17 protein-coding genes are annotated in these 17500 nt (G+C 51.5%); 6 read left to right on the plus strand and 11 right to left on the minus strand.

Annotated elements, in window-relative coordinates:
* The 4 genes from ADU23_RS03495 to ADU23_RS03510 are packed head-to-tail and all read right to left on the minus strand — an operon-like array spanning window position 1 to window position 4786.
* Window positions 1-945, minus strand: a complete 945-nt coding sequence (locus ADU23_RS03495; RefSeq protein ID WP_053372477.1) for an aldo/keto reductase — start codon at window positions 943-945, stop codon at window positions 1-3.
* Window positions 946-967: 22 nt separating this feature from the next.
* Window positions 968-2467, minus strand: a complete 1500-nt coding sequence (locus tag ADU23_RS03500; protein ID WP_053372478.1) for a UxaA family hydrolase — start codon at window positions 2465-2467, stop codon at window positions 968-970.
* A complete protein-coding gene (locus tag ADU23_RS03505) occupies window positions 2460-3959 on the minus strand; it encodes a tagaturonate reductase (protein WP_053372479.1) in 1500 nt (499 codons plus the stop codon). Before ADU23_RS03505 ends, ADU23_RS03500 begins: the two co-directional genes overlap by 8 nt.
* Window positions 3956-4786, minus strand: coding sequence for an amidohydrolase family protein (locus ADU23_RS03510; RefSeq protein WP_053372480.1), 831 nt, complete (start codon window positions 4784-4786; stop codon window positions 3956-3958). Before ADU23_RS03510 ends, ADU23_RS03505 begins: the two co-directional genes overlap by 4 nt.
* A 146-nt stretch (window positions 4787-4932) precedes the next feature.
* Here ADU23_RS03510 and ADU23_RS03515 point away from each other — a divergent pair, with 146 nt between their 5' ends.
* From ADU23_RS03515 to ADU23_RS33105, 3 genes are all read left to right on the plus strand, one after another.
* Entirely contained in the window at window positions 4933-5793 is an 861-nt protein-coding gene (locus ADU23_RS03515) for an AraC family transcriptional regulator (RefSeq protein WP_053372481.1), read from the plus strand.
* A gap of 99 nt (window positions 5794-5892) precedes the next feature.
* Complete coding sequence (locus ADU23_RS33100; RefSeq protein WP_176707738.1) at window positions 5893-6054, plus strand: hypothetical protein; 162 nt, start codon at window positions 5893-5895, stop codon at window positions 6052-6054.
* A 59-nt stretch (window positions 6055-6113) separates the two neighbouring features.
* Window positions 6114-6281, plus strand: a complete 168-nt coding sequence (locus tag ADU23_RS33105; RefSeq protein ID WP_176707739.1) for a hypothetical protein — start codon at window positions 6114-6116, stop codon at window positions 6279-6281.
* Between the two features lie 100 nt (window positions 6282-6381).
* On the opposite strand, the gene ADU23_RS03520 is transcribed toward ADU23_RS33105, so the two are convergent.
* The 4 genes from ADU23_RS03520 to ADU23_RS03535 form a co-directional block, all read right to left on the minus strand.
* The gene (locus ADU23_RS03520; protein ID WP_053372482.1) at window positions 6382-7176 is read right to left on the minus strand and encodes an ABC transporter permease; all 795 of its coding nucleotides are present in this window, start codon (window positions 7174-7176) and stop codon (window positions 6382-6384) included.
* The gene (locus ADU23_RS03525; RefSeq protein WP_053372483.1) at window positions 7173-8132 is read right to left on the minus strand and encodes an ABC transporter ATP-binding protein; all 960 of its coding nucleotides are present in this window, start codon (window positions 8130-8132) and stop codon (window positions 7173-7175) included. The genes ADU23_RS03520 and ADU23_RS03525 overlap by 4 nt, the downstream gene beginning before the upstream one ends.
* A 21-nt stretch (window positions 8133-8153) precedes the next feature.
* Complete coding sequence (locus tag ADU23_RS03530; protein ID WP_053372484.1) at window positions 8154-9248, minus strand: ArsR/SmtB family transcription factor; 1095 nt, start codon at window positions 9246-9248, stop codon at window positions 8154-8156.
* 184 nt (window positions 9249-9432) lie between these two features.
* Complete coding sequence (locus tag ADU23_RS03535; protein ID WP_053372485.1) at window positions 9433-10377, minus strand: EamA family transporter; 945 nt, start codon at window positions 10375-10377, stop codon at window positions 9433-9435.
* A 239-nt stretch (window positions 10378-10616) separates the two neighbouring features.
* Here ADU23_RS03535 and ADU23_RS03540 point away from each other — a divergent pair, with 239 nt between their 5' ends.
* Entirely contained in the window at window positions 10617-11801 is a 1185-nt protein-coding gene (locus tag ADU23_RS03540; protein ID WP_053372486.1) for an acyltransferase, read from the plus strand.
* A gap of 52 nt (window positions 11802-11853) precedes the next feature.
* On the opposite strand, the gene ADU23_RS03545 is transcribed toward ADU23_RS03540, so the two are convergent.
* Both ADU23_RS03545 and ADU23_RS03550 read right to left on the minus strand, forming a co-directional pair.
* On the minus strand, window positions 11854-12480 hold the full coding sequence (locus ADU23_RS03545) for a hypothetical protein (RefSeq protein WP_053372487.1): 627 nt from the start codon (window positions 12478-12480) through the stop codon (window positions 11854-11856).
* Entirely contained in the window at window positions 12477-12947 is a 471-nt protein-coding gene (locus ADU23_RS03550) for a hypothetical protein (RefSeq protein ID WP_053372488.1), read from the minus strand. Before ADU23_RS03550 ends, ADU23_RS03545 begins: the two co-directional genes overlap by 4 nt.
* 223 nt (window positions 12948-13170) lie before the next feature.
* Here ADU23_RS03550 and ADU23_RS03555 point away from each other — a divergent pair, with 223 nt between their 5' ends.
* Complete coding sequence (locus ADU23_RS03555) at window positions 13171-14043, plus strand: VOC family protein (protein ID WP_053372489.1); 873 nt, start codon at window positions 13171-13173, stop codon at window positions 14041-14043.
* Here ADU23_RS03555 and ADU23_RS03560 read toward each other — a convergent pair.
* Window positions 14040-14894 carry a helix-turn-helix transcriptional regulator gene (locus tag ADU23_RS03560; RefSeq protein ID WP_053372490.1) on the minus strand — a complete coding sequence of 285 codons (855 nt, stop codon included), beginning with the start codon at window positions 14892-14894 and terminating at the stop codon, window positions 14040-14042. The two genes, ADU23_RS03555 and ADU23_RS03560, sit on opposite strands and share 4 nt — an antisense overlap.
* 157 nt (window positions 14895-15051) lie before the next feature.
* On the opposite strand from ADU23_RS03560, the gene ADU23_RS03565 reads away from it, so the two are divergent.
* On the plus strand, window positions 15052-17106 hold the full coding sequence (locus ADU23_RS03565; RefSeq protein WP_053372491.1) for a beta-galactosidase: 2055 nt from the start codon (window positions 15052-15054) through the stop codon (window positions 17104-17106).
* Window positions 17107-17500: the final 394 nt, after the last annotated feature.

Here is a 17500-nt window from a genome sequence, read left to right on the forward strand (position 1 = left end):
TTATCCGATGACGCTCGTATTGTATTCTTCTCTTCCGCTTTCCCAGCTGCGGTTATGAATGGGCGCAAGAATCGCAAGCACCTCGGCGAGCAGCTCCTGATCCAGCGGCTCATCGGTCCATTCGATATTTTTGCGAATGTTGTCCGGATTAGCCGTACTGACGAGCGTCGTTGGTATGCGATCGTTCGCCGTGGCGAATTGCACCGCCAGCTTGGCGATATCCTCTCCTTTGGCCGCGCAGTGCATGGCTGCTTCTTGGCATAACGCCCGAATATCAGCGCCTGCGGGATGCCAATCCGCCAGCGGCCGGTTGCCCAGCAGCCCCATCGATAACGGCGATGCGCTCACAAGACCAACCTGCTTCTGCTCAAGCAGCGGTACAATATCCAGTAAAGACGTGTCATTGAGCGAGTAGTGGCAATAAGATAGCACGGCATCCAGCTCCGTGTAAGCCAGCGTTTTTTCGAACACCGCAAGCGGAAGCCCCGATATGCCGGCAAAACGTATTTTGCCCTGCTGCTTCAGCTTATCAAGCGCGAGGAACGCCCCCTCCGCAACCTCCTCGAAGGGCACAAATTCAATATCATGCAAAAACAAAATATCGATATAGTCCGTCTGCAATCGCTGCAGGCTCTCATCTAAACTGCCCATAATGCGCTTCTCCGAAAAGTCGAACTGGTCCGCGCCATAACGTCCTGCCTTCGTCGTCAAAATAAACCGATCTCTCGTCATCTCCGCTATCGCCTTCCCGAGCACGGTCTCCGCCTTCGTTAAGCCGTAATACGGCGACACATCGATCAGATTGATGCCCATATCGACCGCCGTATGCACGGTCCGTACGCTTTCCGCGTCATTCGTCTCCCTAAACACCGATCCAAGCGACGATGCCCCGAAGCTAAGCGCCGACACTTCAAGGCCCGTCTTGCCAAGCTTGCGATATTTCATCTTTACCACTCCTTATGTGCGCCTACAAAATAACGCCGTCCTTAAAGATCGCAATTTCCTTAAAGCCGTTGCGCTCATTGTTGGTCTGCGTCCCGCCTGAAGCAAGGCTGATCAGCTGCTCCCATAACTCGTCAGTCAGCGTCTCCATGCTTTTGCCCTCAAGAAGCTGCCCTGCGTTAAAATCAATCCAGTTTTTCTTCCGCCCGGCAAGCTCGCTGTTCGTCGCAATCTTCACCGTCGGCACCGGTCCGCCAAACGGCGTTCCCCTTCCCGTCGTGAACAGCACGATATGCGCCCCTCCCGCTGACAGCGCCGTTACCGACACAAGATCATTGCCCGGCGCCTCCAGCAGATTAAGGCCGCTGCTCGTAATGCGCTCCCCGTAAGGCACAACGTCCCGCACGATCGCATGGCCGCCCTTCTGTGTGCAGCCGAGCGATTTTTCCTCCAGCGTGCTAATGCCACCCGCCTTATTGCCGGGTGAAGGATTTTCATAAATTTCTTGATCATGCTTTATAAAATATTGCTTGAAATCGTTGATCAAATGAACGATTTTACCAAAAACCTGCTCGTTTGCGGCACGGCTCATCAGAATCGTCTCCGCTCCGAACATTTCCGGCACCTCGGTCAAAATCGCCGTTCCGCCCGCCTCGATCAAACGATCAGACACCGCGCCTACGAGCGGGTTCGCCGTTATGCCGGACAAGCCGTCCGAGCCTCCGCACTTCAAGCCAAGCTTCAGCTTCGACACCGGCACCGGCTCACGTACGAACTGCTCGGCGTAGTTGACCAGCTCTTCAACAAGCCCCAGCGCATCCTCGATCTCGTCCTCCGCTTCCTGCGATTTCAGAAACTTTACCCGCTCCGGGCTATGCTCGCCAATCGCCCGCTTGAACGCATCAATCTGATTATTCTCGCAGCCAAGGCCAATGACGAGCACCCCTGCTGCATTCGGATGGTTCACGAGCGAGGCAAGCAGCTTCTGCGTATGCACAAGGTCATCCCCGAGCTGGGAACAGCCGAACGGATGCGCAAAATGATATACGCCGTCAACTCGCCCCTCATAGAGAGCATGCGCTTTTCTGGCTACGATCTCGCAGGTTTTGTTAATGCAGCCCACCGTATTGATAATCCAAATTTCGTTGCGGATGCCGACGTCGCCATTTTCTCGAACGAAGCCTTGAAAGGTACGCTCTGCATCGGGCGATGTCGCCTTCGCCTGTATGGGAACAGCCTTCTCGTAGGCATAATCCACAAAGCCCTTCAAGCCCGTACCCATGTTATGCGTATGCACCCAGCTTCCAGGCTCGATATCTTCCTTCGCTACACCGATAGAATAGCCAAATTTCAGCACATGCTCGCCCTTGCGAACTGCCCGCGTAAGCACCTTATGCCCCTTCGGCACTTCAGCTTGCAGCGTAAGCGGCTCTCCTTCCTCAAGCGTCAGCTGGTCCCCTTTGGCAAAAGGCTGCAGCGCGATGACAACATGATCCTCCTCATGCAGCCTGACCCAGCTATTCATTCGCGCATCGCTCCATTTCCGCTATATTCTCAGCCACGGCTGACGCCAAAGCCGGCCATTCAGCCGCCAGATCGCGTCCCCATATGTCCGTTAAACCAAGCAGCTTGCGCGTCGTCTGCTCATGCGTCCACCGCTGTTCCGCCGCCTCCGTCCAAACCGCCGCAATGATCTCCAGCATGCCGGCATCATCCCGTACTGTATATGAAGCACCGCTTAGCGTTTTCCCTTCAAAGCCGCCTTCGGCCCGTACCACCTTGTAATAGCGCAGCAAACCGGCGAAGCCTTGGGCTAAGCCGCTTGGCGCAGCCTTGCCAGCTTTCGCATAATGAAGCAAGGATGGCAGCAGCCGCACCTTAAATTTACTTAAGCTGTTCATCGCAATATCTGCGAGCCTGTGGCGGATGAACGGATTCAAGAAACGCTCATACACATCATTTGCATAAGTCCGCAGCTCTGCTTCGTCAACCGCGAGCGTTGGAATAATTTCCGTCTCTACCGTCGTCCTCACAAGCGGCCCAAGCGCCGCATGCTCCATCGCCTCCCGCACCTGCTCCAAATCCTGCAGCAGCCCAAGCGGCGTCATGAGCGTATGCGCCCCGTTCAAAATCCTTACCTTTCTCAGCTGGAAGGGCGACAAATCATCCACCCAATGCACGTTAAGACCTGCCGCGCGCAGCGGCAGCAGCTTCTCAAGCTCCGGCTCCGCCTCGATCGCCCACAGATGGTAAGGCTCCGCCGTGCTCAGCATCGGATCGGAATAGCCCCATTCGCCGAACCAGCTCGCAGCCTGCGCTTCATCCGGATAACCCGTAACGATACGGTCCACCAGCGAGTTTAAAAAGCGGTTATGCGTCATGACCCACGCTTTGAATGCGTCGGGATAACCCCAATCCTCGCTATAGCGGAGTACACAGCTGCGAAGCTCATCGCCGTTGCGCTCAAGCAGCTCACAAGGCAAACAAACCAAGCCGCGCTCAGGATCACCGTTAAAATACGTGAATCTGCGATACAGCAGCTGCGTCAGCTTGCCGGGAAACGACTGAATCGGCTGCCCTTCCACAAGCTCCTCGGGCCGGTATACAAGTCCCGCCTCCGTCGTATTGGATACGACGACCTGCAGGTCGGCATTCTCGGCTAAAGCGAGATACTTCTCCCAATCCGAATAAGGGTCAAATACGCTGCTAAATACCGATATCACATCCGTCCGCTCCACGCGCTCCCCATTTTCCAAGCCGCGAATGACCAGCGTATATAATCCATCCTGCCCTGCGAGCGCATCGATCTTCGGCTTGCCGCCAGGCCGCGGCTGCGTAACCGCGATGCTGCCCTCGTATAAGCCTTGCTTTCGGCATTCATGCAGCATCCAGTCAAAGAAGCCGCGCAAAAAATTGCCCTCGCCTATTTGCAGCACCGTAATCTTAGCCTGCTTCGCTGCCTCGTATAACCGTCGTTGTTCCTCATCGAGCTGGCTTTCGTTTAATGTTGTCGTCATATGCGGTAGAACTCCTTTGCGTTTAATCCGAACAGCTTCTCCCGCTCCGCTTCGGTCCATGTGCTTGGCAGCGCTTCTGCCAGCACCGCAACAACATCGTCGTAGCTGGCTGCCAGCAGGCTCACCGGCCAATCGCTTCCATACATGACACGGTCTGTCCCGAACGCCGCAAGCACATGCTCGATATAGGGCTTGAAATCAGAAGGCTTCCAGCTAGAATGATCCGCCTCGGTCACCATGCCCGAAAGCTTGCAATAAATGTGAGGATGGGCGGCGATTTGGATCATTTGGCTTTTCCACGGCTCCAAAATCCCGTCCTTAATGCGCGGCTTAGCCATATGGTCAATGACTGCATGCAGGCCAGGCACCTGATCCAGCAGCTTGACCAAGGGCTCCAGCTGATGCGATACGACAAGCAAATCAACGGGCACACGCTTCTCCGCGAAAAAAGCGAGCGCTTCCACAAAGCTTGGCGCAAGAATCGCATTCGCGTCAGCCATCTCCTGAATCATAACCCGGAAGCCAACAAACTTCGGATGCTGCGCGAACCGTTCATAATGGTTGCGATAGTCCGGGTCAGCAAGATCCAGCCATGTGACGACGCCTAATATCGTATCGGAAGCCTCGCTTAATGCCAGCAAATAATCGCTCTCCGCATGCGTTGCCGCCGCCTGTACAACAATGGATCCGTCCAGCTTATGTTTATGTAAATGATACTCCAGATGCTGCGGCAAAAAATCACGGCACAGCACCGAAATATCCGGCGTAATCCAGCCATAGTCCCCTCGTTCGATGCTCCAATAATGCTGATGCGCATCCACTCTCATCGCTTCCGCCTCTTTTCTAGCAGATTAGGTTCCTCTTTATTATAAAAAACAATATTGATCTCTGAAATAATCAATACTCGCATATTTGTACTCTATTTTGATATTTGCTACAATCAGGCTGACAAACTGCCGAATGAGGTGAAGCGATGAATCCGTATCGCAAAAGATTCGATGCCATGACCCCTTTTCCATTCGAATGCGTCTATAAGGATACTAAAAGCGCGCAAAACGAACTGCCTGACCATTTTCATGACTGGTATGAGCTGGTCTATATTTATAGCGGTAGAGGCACCTTTTTTATCGACCAAACGATCTATGACGCCGCCCCCGGCGATATTTTTCTCATTCCCGGCAACACCATCCACCGCTCCTTTCCCGATCCGGAAGATCCGAAGACGTCAACCGCTTTGTTCTTTAACGCTTCGCTCGTGCACAGCCCGCCGCTTGGCGATTCCTTCTCCTACTTACGCTGCTTCGAGCAGGCCAAGCGCCGCAAAGCCTACAAGCTGCTCGCAGCGGAAGCTGCCGATAAACAGCAAATTATCGCATTCATCGATCATATTCATGCCGAGGAGTCAGACAAGCTGCCAGGCTACAGACAAGCCGTTCTGCTTCATCTGCAGCAAATTCTGCTGCTGCTCGGGCGCACGCTTAACCCGTCAGAAGAAGAGCAGACCTTATCCACCACGGCACCCGGCTGGATGACGGCTACGCTAGCCTATATCGATGGGCATCCGAGCAGTCCCCTTGGCTTGTCGCAGCTGGCGAAGCGCGCTTCCGTCACTCCTGCCCACTTCTCGCGCGTCTTCAAGAAGCTAACCGGGATGAACGTGACGGAATACGTCACGACCAAACGAATTATTCGCGCCAAGGAGCTGCTTGTCGAGAGCGATGCCAATATCGCGGGCATCGCCGAGCAGTGCGGCTTCGAGAGCCTTCCGCATTTTCACCGCATGTTCAAGAAACTAACGGGCACGACGCCCTCGCATTACAAAAGGAACGAGTAAATGATAGATTTGCCGGTTATCATTCGCGGATACTGCCTGTCTGATTCTCTCATATAATATCTAGCAAGTTAGAATGGCTGGCGGGGGAGGGTTTTGCAGATGGTTCGATCAAGCGTAAAAACGATAAAGTACCAAGTAGGAAAAAACAAATATCTAATTATTAATATTTATCAATCTTCTGAAGCAAGCGCTGAGCAAGGCAACGTGCTTGCCAGCAACGCAGCAACCGTACAAATTTTCAAAAAAGGCAAAAAAGGCTAGCGCCCGCTCTTCATTCCGCTCCGGCATCGTCCGGCAGCACTCTTGAAGGGGGTGAGAAAATGGGACTTAAACATGCCAAGCAAGGCAACTGGGTAAAAAAGAACAACGGCAAAACCTTCGTTAACGTAAAACAAGGCGCTAGCGCAACCATCAATCAAGGCGGCAATGCATTCGCCATCAACGCATCGGAAGTCGGCGTCGTCCGCATCCGTCCAGGCCAGCAGTAATGAGCCCAGGCAATAGCTGTTTTACGCAATAGAGGCTGCTCCTATGGATTGGTACATTCCATAGGAGCAGCCCTTATTGTTGTTAAGCTTCAGATTCTCCTTAAACCCGCCAGCTAACCAGCCGATTAACGATAAATAATGTAATGAACGTATATAGAAGCATCACTAAACAATCCAGCATGACTGCTTGCGTCCAGCCATGAAGCAACACGATGCGCATCGCATCAGCGGCATAGGTAGTCGGAAAAATATAAGAGATCCATTGCAGCACCTCAGGCAGCTGGTCCCGCTCCACCATGACGGGAGAGAGGAAGGTTACGACCATCATCAGCAGCTGCGCCAGCATGTTGGTCAGTTGCTGATTCGGCGACCAGAAGCCGATACAGACGCCAAGCCCAACAACGCTAGTGAGAGACAGCAGCATAACGAGAGGCAATCCCCAAGATAAATGCAGATCCACGCCATATATCCAGTAGCCGATGACGCCAAGCAGCACGAAGGACGGTATCGTGCTCATCAGCCCGCGGAGCAAATTAGCGGCTACGAAGTTTATTTTCAGGATGGGCAGCGATGCGTAAAACGTAAAATGTCCTTGATGCTTTTGCATCGAAATTTCTTGCCCAATGCTGTTTAGTCCCATAATAATGACACCAAATATCATATTGCCGGCAATGATTTGGACCATCATCTCAGGTGAGGGGTCGGCGATAAAGAACCGCATAAACAGTATCGTCGTCAGCGGAAATATCGTTGCGACAAGCACGACGATGATCCAGCTGTCGCGAATAAGCGCAAATTGAATGCGGAATAAAATGTCCAGCTCCGTGAGCAGCCGCTTCGCCCCAAAGAGCGATGCCGGCCGCTTAATCCTTAATTGCATTGGAGCGCTGCTCATGAAATAACCGCCTCCTTTCTTGCCATATCGTCGATGTGAAAATAGACGTCCTCCAGGCTTGGCGGAACGACCGCATATTCAATAATCGGCAGCTCCGTATGCTCGATAATATAGGCCAGCGCATGGCTTGCTTCCTGCTTCTCAACAAGCAGCAGCAGTCTGTTCTCCCCGTGCTCCTGCACGATGCCAAATGGAGCGAGAGCGGCAGCGGCTTCAGCCCGGCGCCCGTTTCCTGCCGTCAGCTCAAATTTCAGCCGCTGATCCACCTTTTGCTTAAGCGTTGCGACATGGTCAATCGCCAGCAGCCTGCCATGGTTAATGACAGCCGCCCGGTCCACAACCTGCTCCGCCTCCAGCACATTATGCGTGACCAAAATAATGGTCGCGCCCTCGCGGTTGCGCTCCTTAATCAGATTCCAAACGAGCCGCCTTTTTTTGGGATCAAGCTCATTGGTCGGCTCATCGAATATAAGGACGGGTGAACGCCCAATTAGCGCCGTGCCAATTCCGATCAATCGTTTCTGCCCGCCGGACAGCTGCTTAAGCGGCTTCCCCCTCCACTCGGCCATATCGAATTGCTCGAGCAGCTCTATCGCTTGTTTATCCGCTTCCCGTGCCTGCATGCCCCTTAACCTGCCTGTAAAAGCAAGCGCCTCGTGGACTTTAAGCGCCGACAGCACATGCGGCTCTTGCGCGTAATAGGCGACCATGCTGGCTATCGTACGCGTATGCTTAAACACATCCTCTCCGCAAAAGAGAACCTGACCTCTCGTCGGCTTCAATTGGCCGACCTTTTGCTTAATCAACGTCGATTTGCCCGCTCCGTTAGGTCCAAGCACGCCTAAGATTTCACCTTCTTGAATGGTGAGCGAGATGTCGTCATTGGCTGTCACGGAGGTTTTGCCTTTCTTATAAATCTGGCTTACGCCCTTCAGCTCATATACATACTCCTGCAATTCAGCACACTCCCCTTTGCGTCATGGCAATAATACCCGCTTCGTTTGCTCCCAGTAATAAGCGATTTTCTCTTTGTCCAGCTCATAGTAGATACGGTTGTCTGATTTAATCAAATGAATGAGATTAAGATCGAACAGCATATTCGTATGATAGCTGATCGCGGCAGGCGTTAAGCCAAGCGCCTGGGCAAGCTCATTGCCATAGTAGTTTTTGCTGTGGAGCAGCTCGATCATTTCCAGCCTGCGCTTGTCGGCGATCACCTTCAAAAAACGTTCAATCGTCTCCTGATCCTCGCGCTGCCATGCAAACGCGTCATTGTTGACCCCAAGCACGACCAAATGAGCTTGACCCGCTTGATCATCACGATGGATGCTTACCCGTACCTGAGCGAAGTAGCTGACATGAATATCCGTTTCCTTATCGATTAGCTCCGCATCCATTTTGGCAACATCGCGGATTGCCTGCTCCGGCTTCTCTTTAAACAAAGCCTTATACTTTTCCGCTCCAGCCTCGCCAAGCTCCCGCAGCCTATCGCGTATGGGCAAATACGCATAACGATAAAATTGTTCCAGTAAAAATAAAGTGCGCTGCTTGTATTCCTCGGGATAGCGAATATGCTCAAGCAGCGTTTCATGCTCGGCATGGTCCGAAAGCTCGCTAGCCGCTGCCAGCTTGTAGAGCAGCTCCCCATCCTTTGAAATCTCGCTCCAGTCATGTCCCATCGTCCATTCCATCTTCTCATCGCTATAGATGGCGGCAGCCAGATGGCTGACCAATTCGTTTGCCGGCATGGCGCGGTAGCTAGCCAAATAATCTTCAGGGGTGCCAAGCTGCTCCCGATGCCTTAAGTACACATGAACCATGACATAGTCCAGCTTCCCCTTAAACATGTTTTCGGAGAAAAAGACAGCCATTTCTCCTCTCACATGTTTGCTTAAACTGGCATTTGCAGCCTCGACCATGTCGGTAAGCTCATCATCTATCGAAAAATGAACCTCACGCGCAAACTCCTTAATATGCTCAAATTGGGCAACAATGGTCACCGCTGACATAAACTCGATTTGCTCATGATACGAAAAACGTAACCGTTCAACGATTTCTTCCCAATCCAACATGTTCAACGCCCTTCTAGTTAAGTGGTTATTAAACTAAAATTTAATTTTTTATGAAAAACATTTAATATCCATTTAACACAATTTAAATGAACATGGATCATTTGTCAATATCCCCCATAAAAGAAAAAAGCTTCGCAACGGCTTCTATTGAAAGCCGCTGCAAAGCTTTTTCACCTTTTAACGATTAAGTCCCAAACAAGCGCAATAGCAGAATACCGGCGAATGCAAGCGAGATGCCGATAACCTCCACCCGTTTAAACTTCTCCTTAACGAAGAAGCGCGTGTATAGAAGCACGATCAACACATTTAAGGCGGCAACCGCGGATACGAGTCCGGCTTTGCCTAAGGAGAATGCCGTTACGATGAGCATCAAGCCAACGCCGTTTGTGATCCCGATCGCGAGGCCGACGAGATAGGTCCTTTTGCCGCTCCATGCGACGGGAAGGCCGCCATCGCTATAACCGGCAGCATGCTGCGACACACGCACTTCGCCGACTGCTAAGTTTGTCGTTTGAAGCGCCACCACCCGCCGGCCCCGCGCGCGCTGCCAATCCCGAAGCCACCATAAGCCAAAGCAGACAGCCCCCGTCACGAATACAAAAAACATCGTCGGAAACAAATCCGCCTCCATCATCGTTGACCATTTGCCTGACAAGTCATTTGCCGCGAAGAGCAGCATCGCAAGCAAGCCCCACTGCGCCCCTTGCAAATTCCGAAGCGAGATGTCGTTCGACATCCGGACCAGCAGCACGCCGCTTATAATGACGACAAACCCAATAAGCTGCATCGCATGAAGCCTCTCGTTCCACAGTCCAAAAGCAACGATGACCACAACGACCGAAGGCAGCGCCGTTAAAATCGCGACGAGCGAAGCTTTGCCCACCGCAAAACCTTTAAACATGCTTGCATTGCCGCCGAAGGAGAACAATCCCATTTGTATCCCGATAAGCGCCGCCATCGTCCAGTTCGACGAGAAAACCAGCGCACAAATGCCGTTTATAATTGAACCCATGCTGAATGTTCCGAAGAGCAATAAATTACGGTTGAGCGGCTTTTGACTCGTCCAATGATACAGAATGCCCCGCACGCCAAACAATAGCGCAGCGAACACCGAATAAGTAAGCCACATAAGAGCAAGAAGCCCCTTTCCTTGATCCATCCCAAAGGGACGATAAACATTTAGTTGGACCTATCATATCAAGTCGAATCCATTTTGTCTGTACGAAATATGGCTTACCTGCAGCGGGAAGATCTTGCAAAAAAATAAAAGTATTGGCTGAAATTAGCACTGACCTTATAATATCGATAGAGGACTTTTTATAGCCTTGATAACCATGCTAGCATCCTATAAAAAACAAGGGGATTTTAATGGCACACGCTGCAAAAAGACCGTATTTACCCGAGCTGGACATCGTCCGGGCCTTCGGCATTTTCGCGGTCATCATGATTCACGCTACATCATCGATCGTAGCGGGCTACGATCACCAAGCTACGCTTTATCCGCTTTACATTTTTTTAAACAACTTTACTAAGTTTGCGGTTCCCGTGTTCATTTTTTTAAGCGGCTTCGTGCTTTTTTACAACTATTACGACAAACCCTTCACGGCAAAAACCATCGGTCAATTTTACAAAAAAAGAATGTCCAAAATATTGCTTCCGTTTCTCATATTCTCTTTTTTATATTTTGGTTTTACGAGGCTGGCCCAGTTCGGCTTCACCGATGTCCAAACCTTTATCGGCTACTTTACGACGACTAAATTTCTCAAGATGCTGGTCATCGGCAAAACGTACACTCATCTTTATTTCGTCGTTATTATCATTCAATTTTATGCGCTTGCGCCGCTCATGCTGTTTGCCGTCAAACGTTTTCCGTCGCTCGGCAAACATATCGTCTGGATCGGTCTGCTAGTGCAATGGCTATTTATTTATAAGCTAATCGCGCTGCTTCATCTCAAGAGCCCGGGCAGCTATTCGTTTACTTATATGTTTTACTTTACGGCTGGCGCGTTTATCGGCATTTATTACTTGAAGCTGGCTGAGTGGATCAACCTCACAAGAAAAAATATTACGCCGCAAAAAATAATCGCAACGATTGCGTTATGGCTGTTGTTTTTATCGTCGAGCTTGGTTATGGTCTATTTTTATTACGAGAGCCGGGTACATAAAATATCGATAATAAATACGGATCTATTGGAGCTGGTAGACGAGCTGCGCTGCGTGACTGCGGGCATTGTGCTGCTTCAAGTTTCCTTCTGGATCTATACATCATGGAACAAATGGGCGGTCAGAGCGCTACTGCATATCGGAGCCACATCATTTGGCATTTACTTGGTTCATCCCGTCATCTTGTTTCTATACCGCAAAATAAACGTTAGCGGCGAACCCCTTCTGTATCATGTTTGGGCGGCAGGCGGGTTCATGATCGCCCTGCTCGTCCCGTGGGCAATCGTATCGCTTTGCGCCCCGTTCAAGTGGCACTGGCTGCTGTTTGGTCCGCTTCCATCCAAGAAGAAGCAGCCTGCGGCGCCAAGCCAGCCAAGCATACAAGCCTAATAAGAAGAGCCGTTCCACCGCTTCATTATGCGCGGACGGCTCTTTTTTTTTTTCAGGAGGCTTCCTCAGTCACCGTATCCGATCTGATTTCCCGATTCTCGTCGCTAAGCTCGTAGAGCAACCGATCATTCGCGTCATATGCGAAAAGCTTATTCATAGCGGAAAAATTTTGCTGCGACTCCTCTGAGATTCGAATAGAGCGTGCTGCTTGGTATACGCCGTCACTGATGGCTGCGTCCTGCTCGTAGCCGTCCCACCATACCACATGCAGCCGGCTTATTTTAGGATCGTTGAATTGTCCAACATAATAATAATGGCGATGCTTTCCAAACGTAGACATCCCGCCCTGAAAGCTAAGCAGCACTTGCGGCTCCAGCTTCATGCCAAAGCTGCCCCCGCGGTAATTCCATAATAGTCCGAGCGTGCGGTTTACGAATAATTGATGATAAATGGCATTTTTGCGGTCGACGATATTCAGAAGCTCATAGCTTTGACCGATCTTTGTTCTGATCGCGATAGGCGCGTTCGGCACCTCTGCCACGTTCATAGCGTTTCGCACGACTTTCTCCAAGTGAATAGAGCTTTGCGAGAACATAGCTATAAAGACGATACAGCTGGACAAAAGGATGAGCATCCACCTAATCCAATGACCAAGCAAACGTTTGTTGGACGCATTCATTCGTTTCCGTTCCCTCCCCCAAACGATATGTGAAAAGAGAGGGACTCGCCGTAGGCTTCTTTAAACACCGTAATGGATTTGATGCCTGGCGGCACATTTTTGAACGTAAATTGTCCGCTTGATTGATAGATGTTGCTTGATGCGCTGGAGCTGCGATGATCAAACACCTGGCCGGAATCGGTTTTCACCTGAATATGCTGAGGTAAATTTGGAATCGCAAATAATCCCTTCGCTGTCATATAGACGACCAGCTCACCCTCGCCATATACAACACCATCAACGCTTACCTTTTTATTAAAATAGGTTTGCTTATCCGCATTCACTTCGTAATAGTAGCCCTTTTTCTTAGCTGCGCTAAGCTCCGTATCACGGTCGAATAGGCCAGAGACCGGCAGCACCATAATAAGCGCCATCCCTCCTATCCCAACAAGCAGCATCCATTCCGCCAAAAACAAAGCTTTTCTCATACCGCCCTCCTGTTCATGCAAACGTATAAGTTGATTACTTTTAATTAGTTACTTTATTTAATTTTAAATATATGCTACGATAAATGACGACTTTCTATAGTATGAGCATGAAACGAAGTATTTTCCAGTATTTTGTACAAGATATAAACATTAGGAGCTGCATTAGAGGTTTGCGCGTTTGTAGCATGGCTGCTTCTCAACCAGATATAGAGGAGGAATTACGATGTCAACGATTTTGGACCCGCATATTTCGCTCGGCGAAGTAAAGCTCAAGGTTAGCCAATTGGATCGGTCGATTCGGTTTTATGAGGAAGTTGTCGGGTTAAAGGTGCTGGCGCATGACGAGGAGAAGCGCTCGGCTGCTTTTACTGCCGATGGGAAGCATACGCTGCTCATTCTCGAGGAGGTTCCGAATGCAGTTGCGCCGCAAAGAAGATCCCATGCAGGGTTGTACCATTTTGCCCTATTGCTGCCGGACCGCCCCTCCCTGTCGCTTGCTTTGCGCAACTTGATTCAGACGGGCATTCATATTGGGCAGGCCGATCATCTGGTTAGCGAGGCGCTCTACATTGCAGATCCGGACAACAACGGCATCGAAATTTATGCGGACCGTCCGCGTTCGGAGTGGAAGCGCGATGCCGGAGGCAATTATGTAATGGCAACCGATCCGCTTAACATCGAAAGCTTGCTCGCCGCAAGCGAAGGGCTGGAATGGAGCGGCCTGCCGCAAGGCACCGTCATTGGGCATATCCATCTTCATGTTGGCGATCTGCGGAGCTCGCGCGCTTTCTATGAAGGCAAGCTTGGCTTTGATGTGGTTGGCGACTATGCGCAAATGTCCGCTGTATTCGTATCGGCAGGCGGCTACCATCACCATATCGGAATGAACATTTGGGCAGGCGTTGGCGCTGTGCTGCCGCCGGCTAATACGGTAGGCTTGTCTTATTATACAATCGTATTTCCGACAACTTCTTCCCGTGAAGCATGGCTTGCGCATCTGCGCAGCGAAGGGGTTCAGGCTACTGCGCTTGGAAACGCATATGTGATCCAAGATCCATCCGGCATAACGATCCATGCAGCCGTCAAAGCCGATTAATGAAGCGTCGCGCTTTGTCCATAGATGGTACGGTACATTTTCGGAGAAACGCCCTCGGATGATCGGAACACACGTATAAAATAACTCGCTTGTGCGAAGCCGCACATCGCCGCAACCTCTGTCACGGATAAAGCCGTAGTCGCCAGCAGCAGCTTCGCTGCATCGATGCGGCATTCCGTGACATAGTGATTCGGCGTTTTCCCCATTACCTGCTGGAACAGTCTAAGAAAGTGATAAGGACTGTAGCCCGCAAGCTCCGCCATTCGCTCCAAGCTCCACGGCTCCTTGCATCGATGCCGGATTTGATCGGCTGCTGCCCGGATCCCATTTTGCTTCTCCAGTACCGCAGAACCTTCCAGCCTTACCGAATGCTGCACCAGCTCCACTAATATTTCATAAAGCAGCGCAGACAGGCGCGGTTCATTGCTCGTCTCGAACGGGCTGCACAGCGCATACATTTCCTCCGTCAGCACCTCGAACCGCTCGCGGTTGGAGAACGTGAACAGCCACCCTCCAGAATCATCGGCCTCCCTTAACATCGGCAGCGGAATATTCGTCTCAAAATGTATCCACCGCACATCCCACGGATCATCCGTGCTTGAGCCGTACTGCTGAAAGGCATGCTTCGGGAACAAAAAGCCGTCACCCGCTTTTAGCTCCAGCCGCTCGCCGCTGCTTCCATTCATCACATAACCGCTTCCTTCAAAAATCAGATGCAAATTATAATCATTCAGCTGCCCTTGCTCTCTGCGCTCGGCATGCTGCGGAAACGAATAGTACCTTCCGAATAGGTCGGGATAACAGACATACTGCGAAAAAGCCGGTTTCGGTACGATATAGTGCTTAAGCATCGCTCCCGCCCCTTTCTTCAAGTTCGCAATATTGTATCATGAATCGCAGGATATTGTCATTTACGGTTAATATGATTGATTTTAAAATAGAAATCGAGACTATTCTTTCGCAATATATTAGCATAAATATAAATTCGAACACTAGGAGGAGCATGTTGTGAAGCATACCGAAGCGTTAAAAGAGTTTCGCCTTGGCGTCTGTTATTACCCGGAGCATTGGCCAGAAACCTTGTGGGAGGATGACTTCCGCCGGATGCGCGAGCTTGGTTTCTCGATCGTTCGCGTAGCGGAATTTGCTTGGTCGATTTTTGAGCCGCAGGAGGGCGTTTTTTCGTTCGACCTGTTCGATCGCGCGCTGGATTTAGCCCATAAGCACGGACTGAAGGTGATCGTCGGTACGCCGACTGCTACACCGCCGGCTTGGCTGACCCATAAATATCCTGAGGTGCTGAACGTCACGCAGGACGGCGTAACGTTGCACCATGGCCTGCGCCGCCATTATAACTACAGCAGTCAAAAATACCGCGAGCTGTCTGCGACCATTACGCGCCAAATGGCTGAACACTACAAAAATCATCCCGCCGTTATCGGCTGGCAGATCGACAATGAATTCAACTGCGAGATCAGCGAGTTTTATGCGCCTGCCGATCATGATGCGTTCCGCGCTTGGCTGCAGGAGAAATACGGCTCGCTGGAGCGGCTTAACGAAGCGTGGGGCACCGTCTTCTGGAGCCAAACTTATTCGGACTGGGAGCAAGTTTTCCTGCCCCGTCCAACGCCAGCGCAGAAGCAGCCCAATCCGCATCAAGCGCTGGACGAGAAACGTTTTATATCGGATAACACGATTTCATACGCTAAAGTACAGGGAGATATTTTGCGTGAGACCGCCCCTAATCACTGGGTTACGACGAACGGCCTGTTCGGGCATTTGGACAGCCACCGGATGAATGATGAGCTGCTCGACTTTTTCAGCTATGACTCGTATCCGCAGTTCTCCACCATCTATTACGATAAAGATGAGGTAAATCCGCTTGCAGACAGAGGCTGGAGCCAGACGCTTGGAGCGGTTCGCTCGATCTCGCCGAACTTCGCCATTATGGAGCAGCAGTCAGGCCCGGGCGGTTGGGTTAACCGGATGGATATGCCTTCGCCTAAGCCTGGGCAAATGCGCCTTTGGACTTATCAATCGATCGCTCACGGCGCGAATATGGTGCTCTACTTCCGCTGGCGGACCGCGACGTTCGGCAACGAAATCTACTGGCATGGCATCAACGATTACCACAATAAGCCGAACCGCCGCGTCCGCGAGGCCGGTCAGATCGGTGCCGAGCTTGCGCAAGCAGGGAACCGCATCGCAGCTACTTCTTTTAAAGCGGAGATCGCGCTGCTTCGCGACTACGATAATGAATGGGATGGCGAATACGATATTTGGCATGGCCCATTCGCGTGGCAAAGCGGCAAAGCATGGTTTAAGGCGCTGAACCGCCGCCATATCCCTAACGATACGTTGTACATGCGCAGCGGCACTACGATCGACGATTTGCGGCGCTACAAGGTGCTCGTCTACCCGCATCCAGCCATTATGCGCGATGAGACGGCTGCGCTTCTTGAACAATATACGCGCGAGGGCGGCATTGTTATTTTTGGCTGCCGAACCGGCTACAAAGATGAACATGGCCACTGCTACATGCGCCCGTTCCCGGGAGCGGCTGCGGGACTGTGCGGCATTTCCGTTGAAGAGTTTACGATGGTCAAAGGCACGCGCGAAGCGACTTCGATGAAATGGAGCGGCGGCAGCGAAGCTTTGACCGGTGCGGACTCCTTCAACGATGTCCTCTGCGTAGAGAGCGACTCTGCCCAGGTTGTCGCCCATTACGCCTCCGACTATTATGCAGGCAAGCCAGCCGTAACGAAAAACAAGTTCGGCGAAGGGCAGGCCTGGTACTTCGGCGCCGTATTTAACGAAGCCTCAGCCAACCAAATCATCGATCGGCTTGGCCTCGTATCACCGTCAGCCGGCTGGATGACGCTTCCGGCCGAGGTTGAGCTAGCCATCCGCGAGGATGAAGCAGGAGCGCTCCACTTCCTGCTCAACTACAGCGAGCAGCCTGCGACGATTACGCTCAGCGAAGCGAAAACCGACCTTCTCACCGGCAACCGGCTAAGCGGCACCGTAACGCTTGAAGGCTATGGCGTTGTAGTATTAAGCTAAAGCATTTCCGAAGCCGGGCTCGCATAGAGCCCGGCTTCTTTTGGGATTGTGCAGCTCGCTCTATTTTCTCCAAACTAACAAAATGGCACAAATAAGGCTATTATTAGCCTTATCATCTCCGATCACGCTCAAACTGCGGCAAATTGCGCTTCATCCTTCCGCCGCCCAACATTCCCCCTCCCTCCTTTTGCTCTTGTACCAGCATTCGAGCGTCACCCGCCCACTCCGCCTCCAGACTGAGATGAAAAGCATGCTGCAGGCGGTACTCTCATAAAATGGATACGGTTAAAATGACGGTAGCAGCTCATAAGAAGCACGGAACCAAACTGCCAGCGCCTTCGCTCCCTCACTTCTAAAGCTCCTCTTCCAAATTCAGCTTTGCATCCAATGCCAA

Origin of the sequence: Paenibacillus sp. FJAT-27812, assembly GCF_001273905.1 — a bacterium.
GTDB lineage: Bacteria > Bacillota > Bacilli > Paenibacillales > Paenibacillaceae > Pristimantibacillus.

What these genes read in the sequence shown, in the direction of transcription:
- ADU23_RS03495 (WP_053372477.1), bottom strand. Translation starts at nt 945, where the DNA reads ATGAAATATCGCAAGCTTGGCAAGACGGGCCTTGAAGTGTCGGCGCTT.
- ADU23_RS03540 (WP_053372486.1), top strand. Translation starts at nt 10,617, where the DNA reads ATGGCACACGCTGCAAAAAGACCGTATTTACCCGAGCTGGACATCGTC.
- ADU23_RS03535 (WP_053372485.1), bottom strand. Translation starts at nt 10,377, where the DNA reads ATGTGGCTTACTTATTCGGTGTTCGCTGCGCTATTGTTTGGCGTGCGG.
- ADU23_RS03510 (WP_053372480.1), bottom strand. Translation starts at nt 4,786, where the DNA reads ATGAGAGTGGATGCGCATCAGCATTATTGGAGCATCGAACGAGGGGAC.
- ADU23_RS03520 (WP_053372482.1), bottom strand. Translation starts at nt 7,176, where the DNA reads ATGAGCAGCGCTCCAATGCAATTAAGGATTAAGCGGCCGGCATCGCTC.
- ADU23_RS03505 (WP_053372479.1), bottom strand. Translation starts at nt 3,959, where the DNA reads ATGACGACAACATTAAACGAAAGCCAGCTCGATGAGGAACAACGACGG.
- ADU23_RS03530 (WP_053372484.1), bottom strand. Translation starts at nt 9,248, where the DNA reads ATGTTGGATTGGGAAGAAATCGTTGAACGGTTACGTTTTTCGTATCAT.
- ADU23_RS33105 (WP_176707739.1), top strand. Translation starts at nt 6,114, where the DNA reads ATGGGACTTAAACATGCCAAGCAAGGCAACTGGGTAAAAAAGAACAAC.
- ADU23_RS03560 (WP_053372490.1), bottom strand. Translation starts at nt 14,894, where the DNA reads ATGCTTAAGCACTATATCGTACCGAAACCGGCTTTTTCGCAGTATGTC.
- ADU23_RS03545 (WP_053372487.1), bottom strand. Translation starts at nt 12,480, where the DNA reads ATGAATGCGTCCAACAAACGTTTGCTTGGTCATTGGATTAGGTGGATG.
- ADU23_RS33100 (WP_176707738.1), top strand. Translation starts at nt 5,893, where the DNA reads ATGGTTCGATCAAGCGTAAAAACGATAAAGTACCAAGTAGGAAAAAAC.
- ADU23_RS03515 (WP_053372481.1), top strand. Translation starts at nt 4,933, where the DNA reads ATGAATCCGTATCGCAAAAGATTCGATGCCATGACCCCTTTTCCATTC.
- ADU23_RS03555 (WP_053372489.1), top strand. Translation starts at nt 13,171, where the DNA reads ATGTCAACGATTTTGGACCCGCATATTTCGCTCGGCGAAGTAAAGCTC.
- ADU23_RS03550 (WP_053372488.1), bottom strand. Translation starts at nt 12,947, where the DNA reads ATGAGAAAAGCTTTGTTTTTGGCGGAATGGATGCTGCTTGTTGGGATA.
- ADU23_RS03500 (WP_053372478.1), bottom strand. Translation starts at nt 2,467, where the DNA reads ATGAATAGCTGGGTCAGGCTGCATGAGGAGGATCATGTTGTCATCGCG.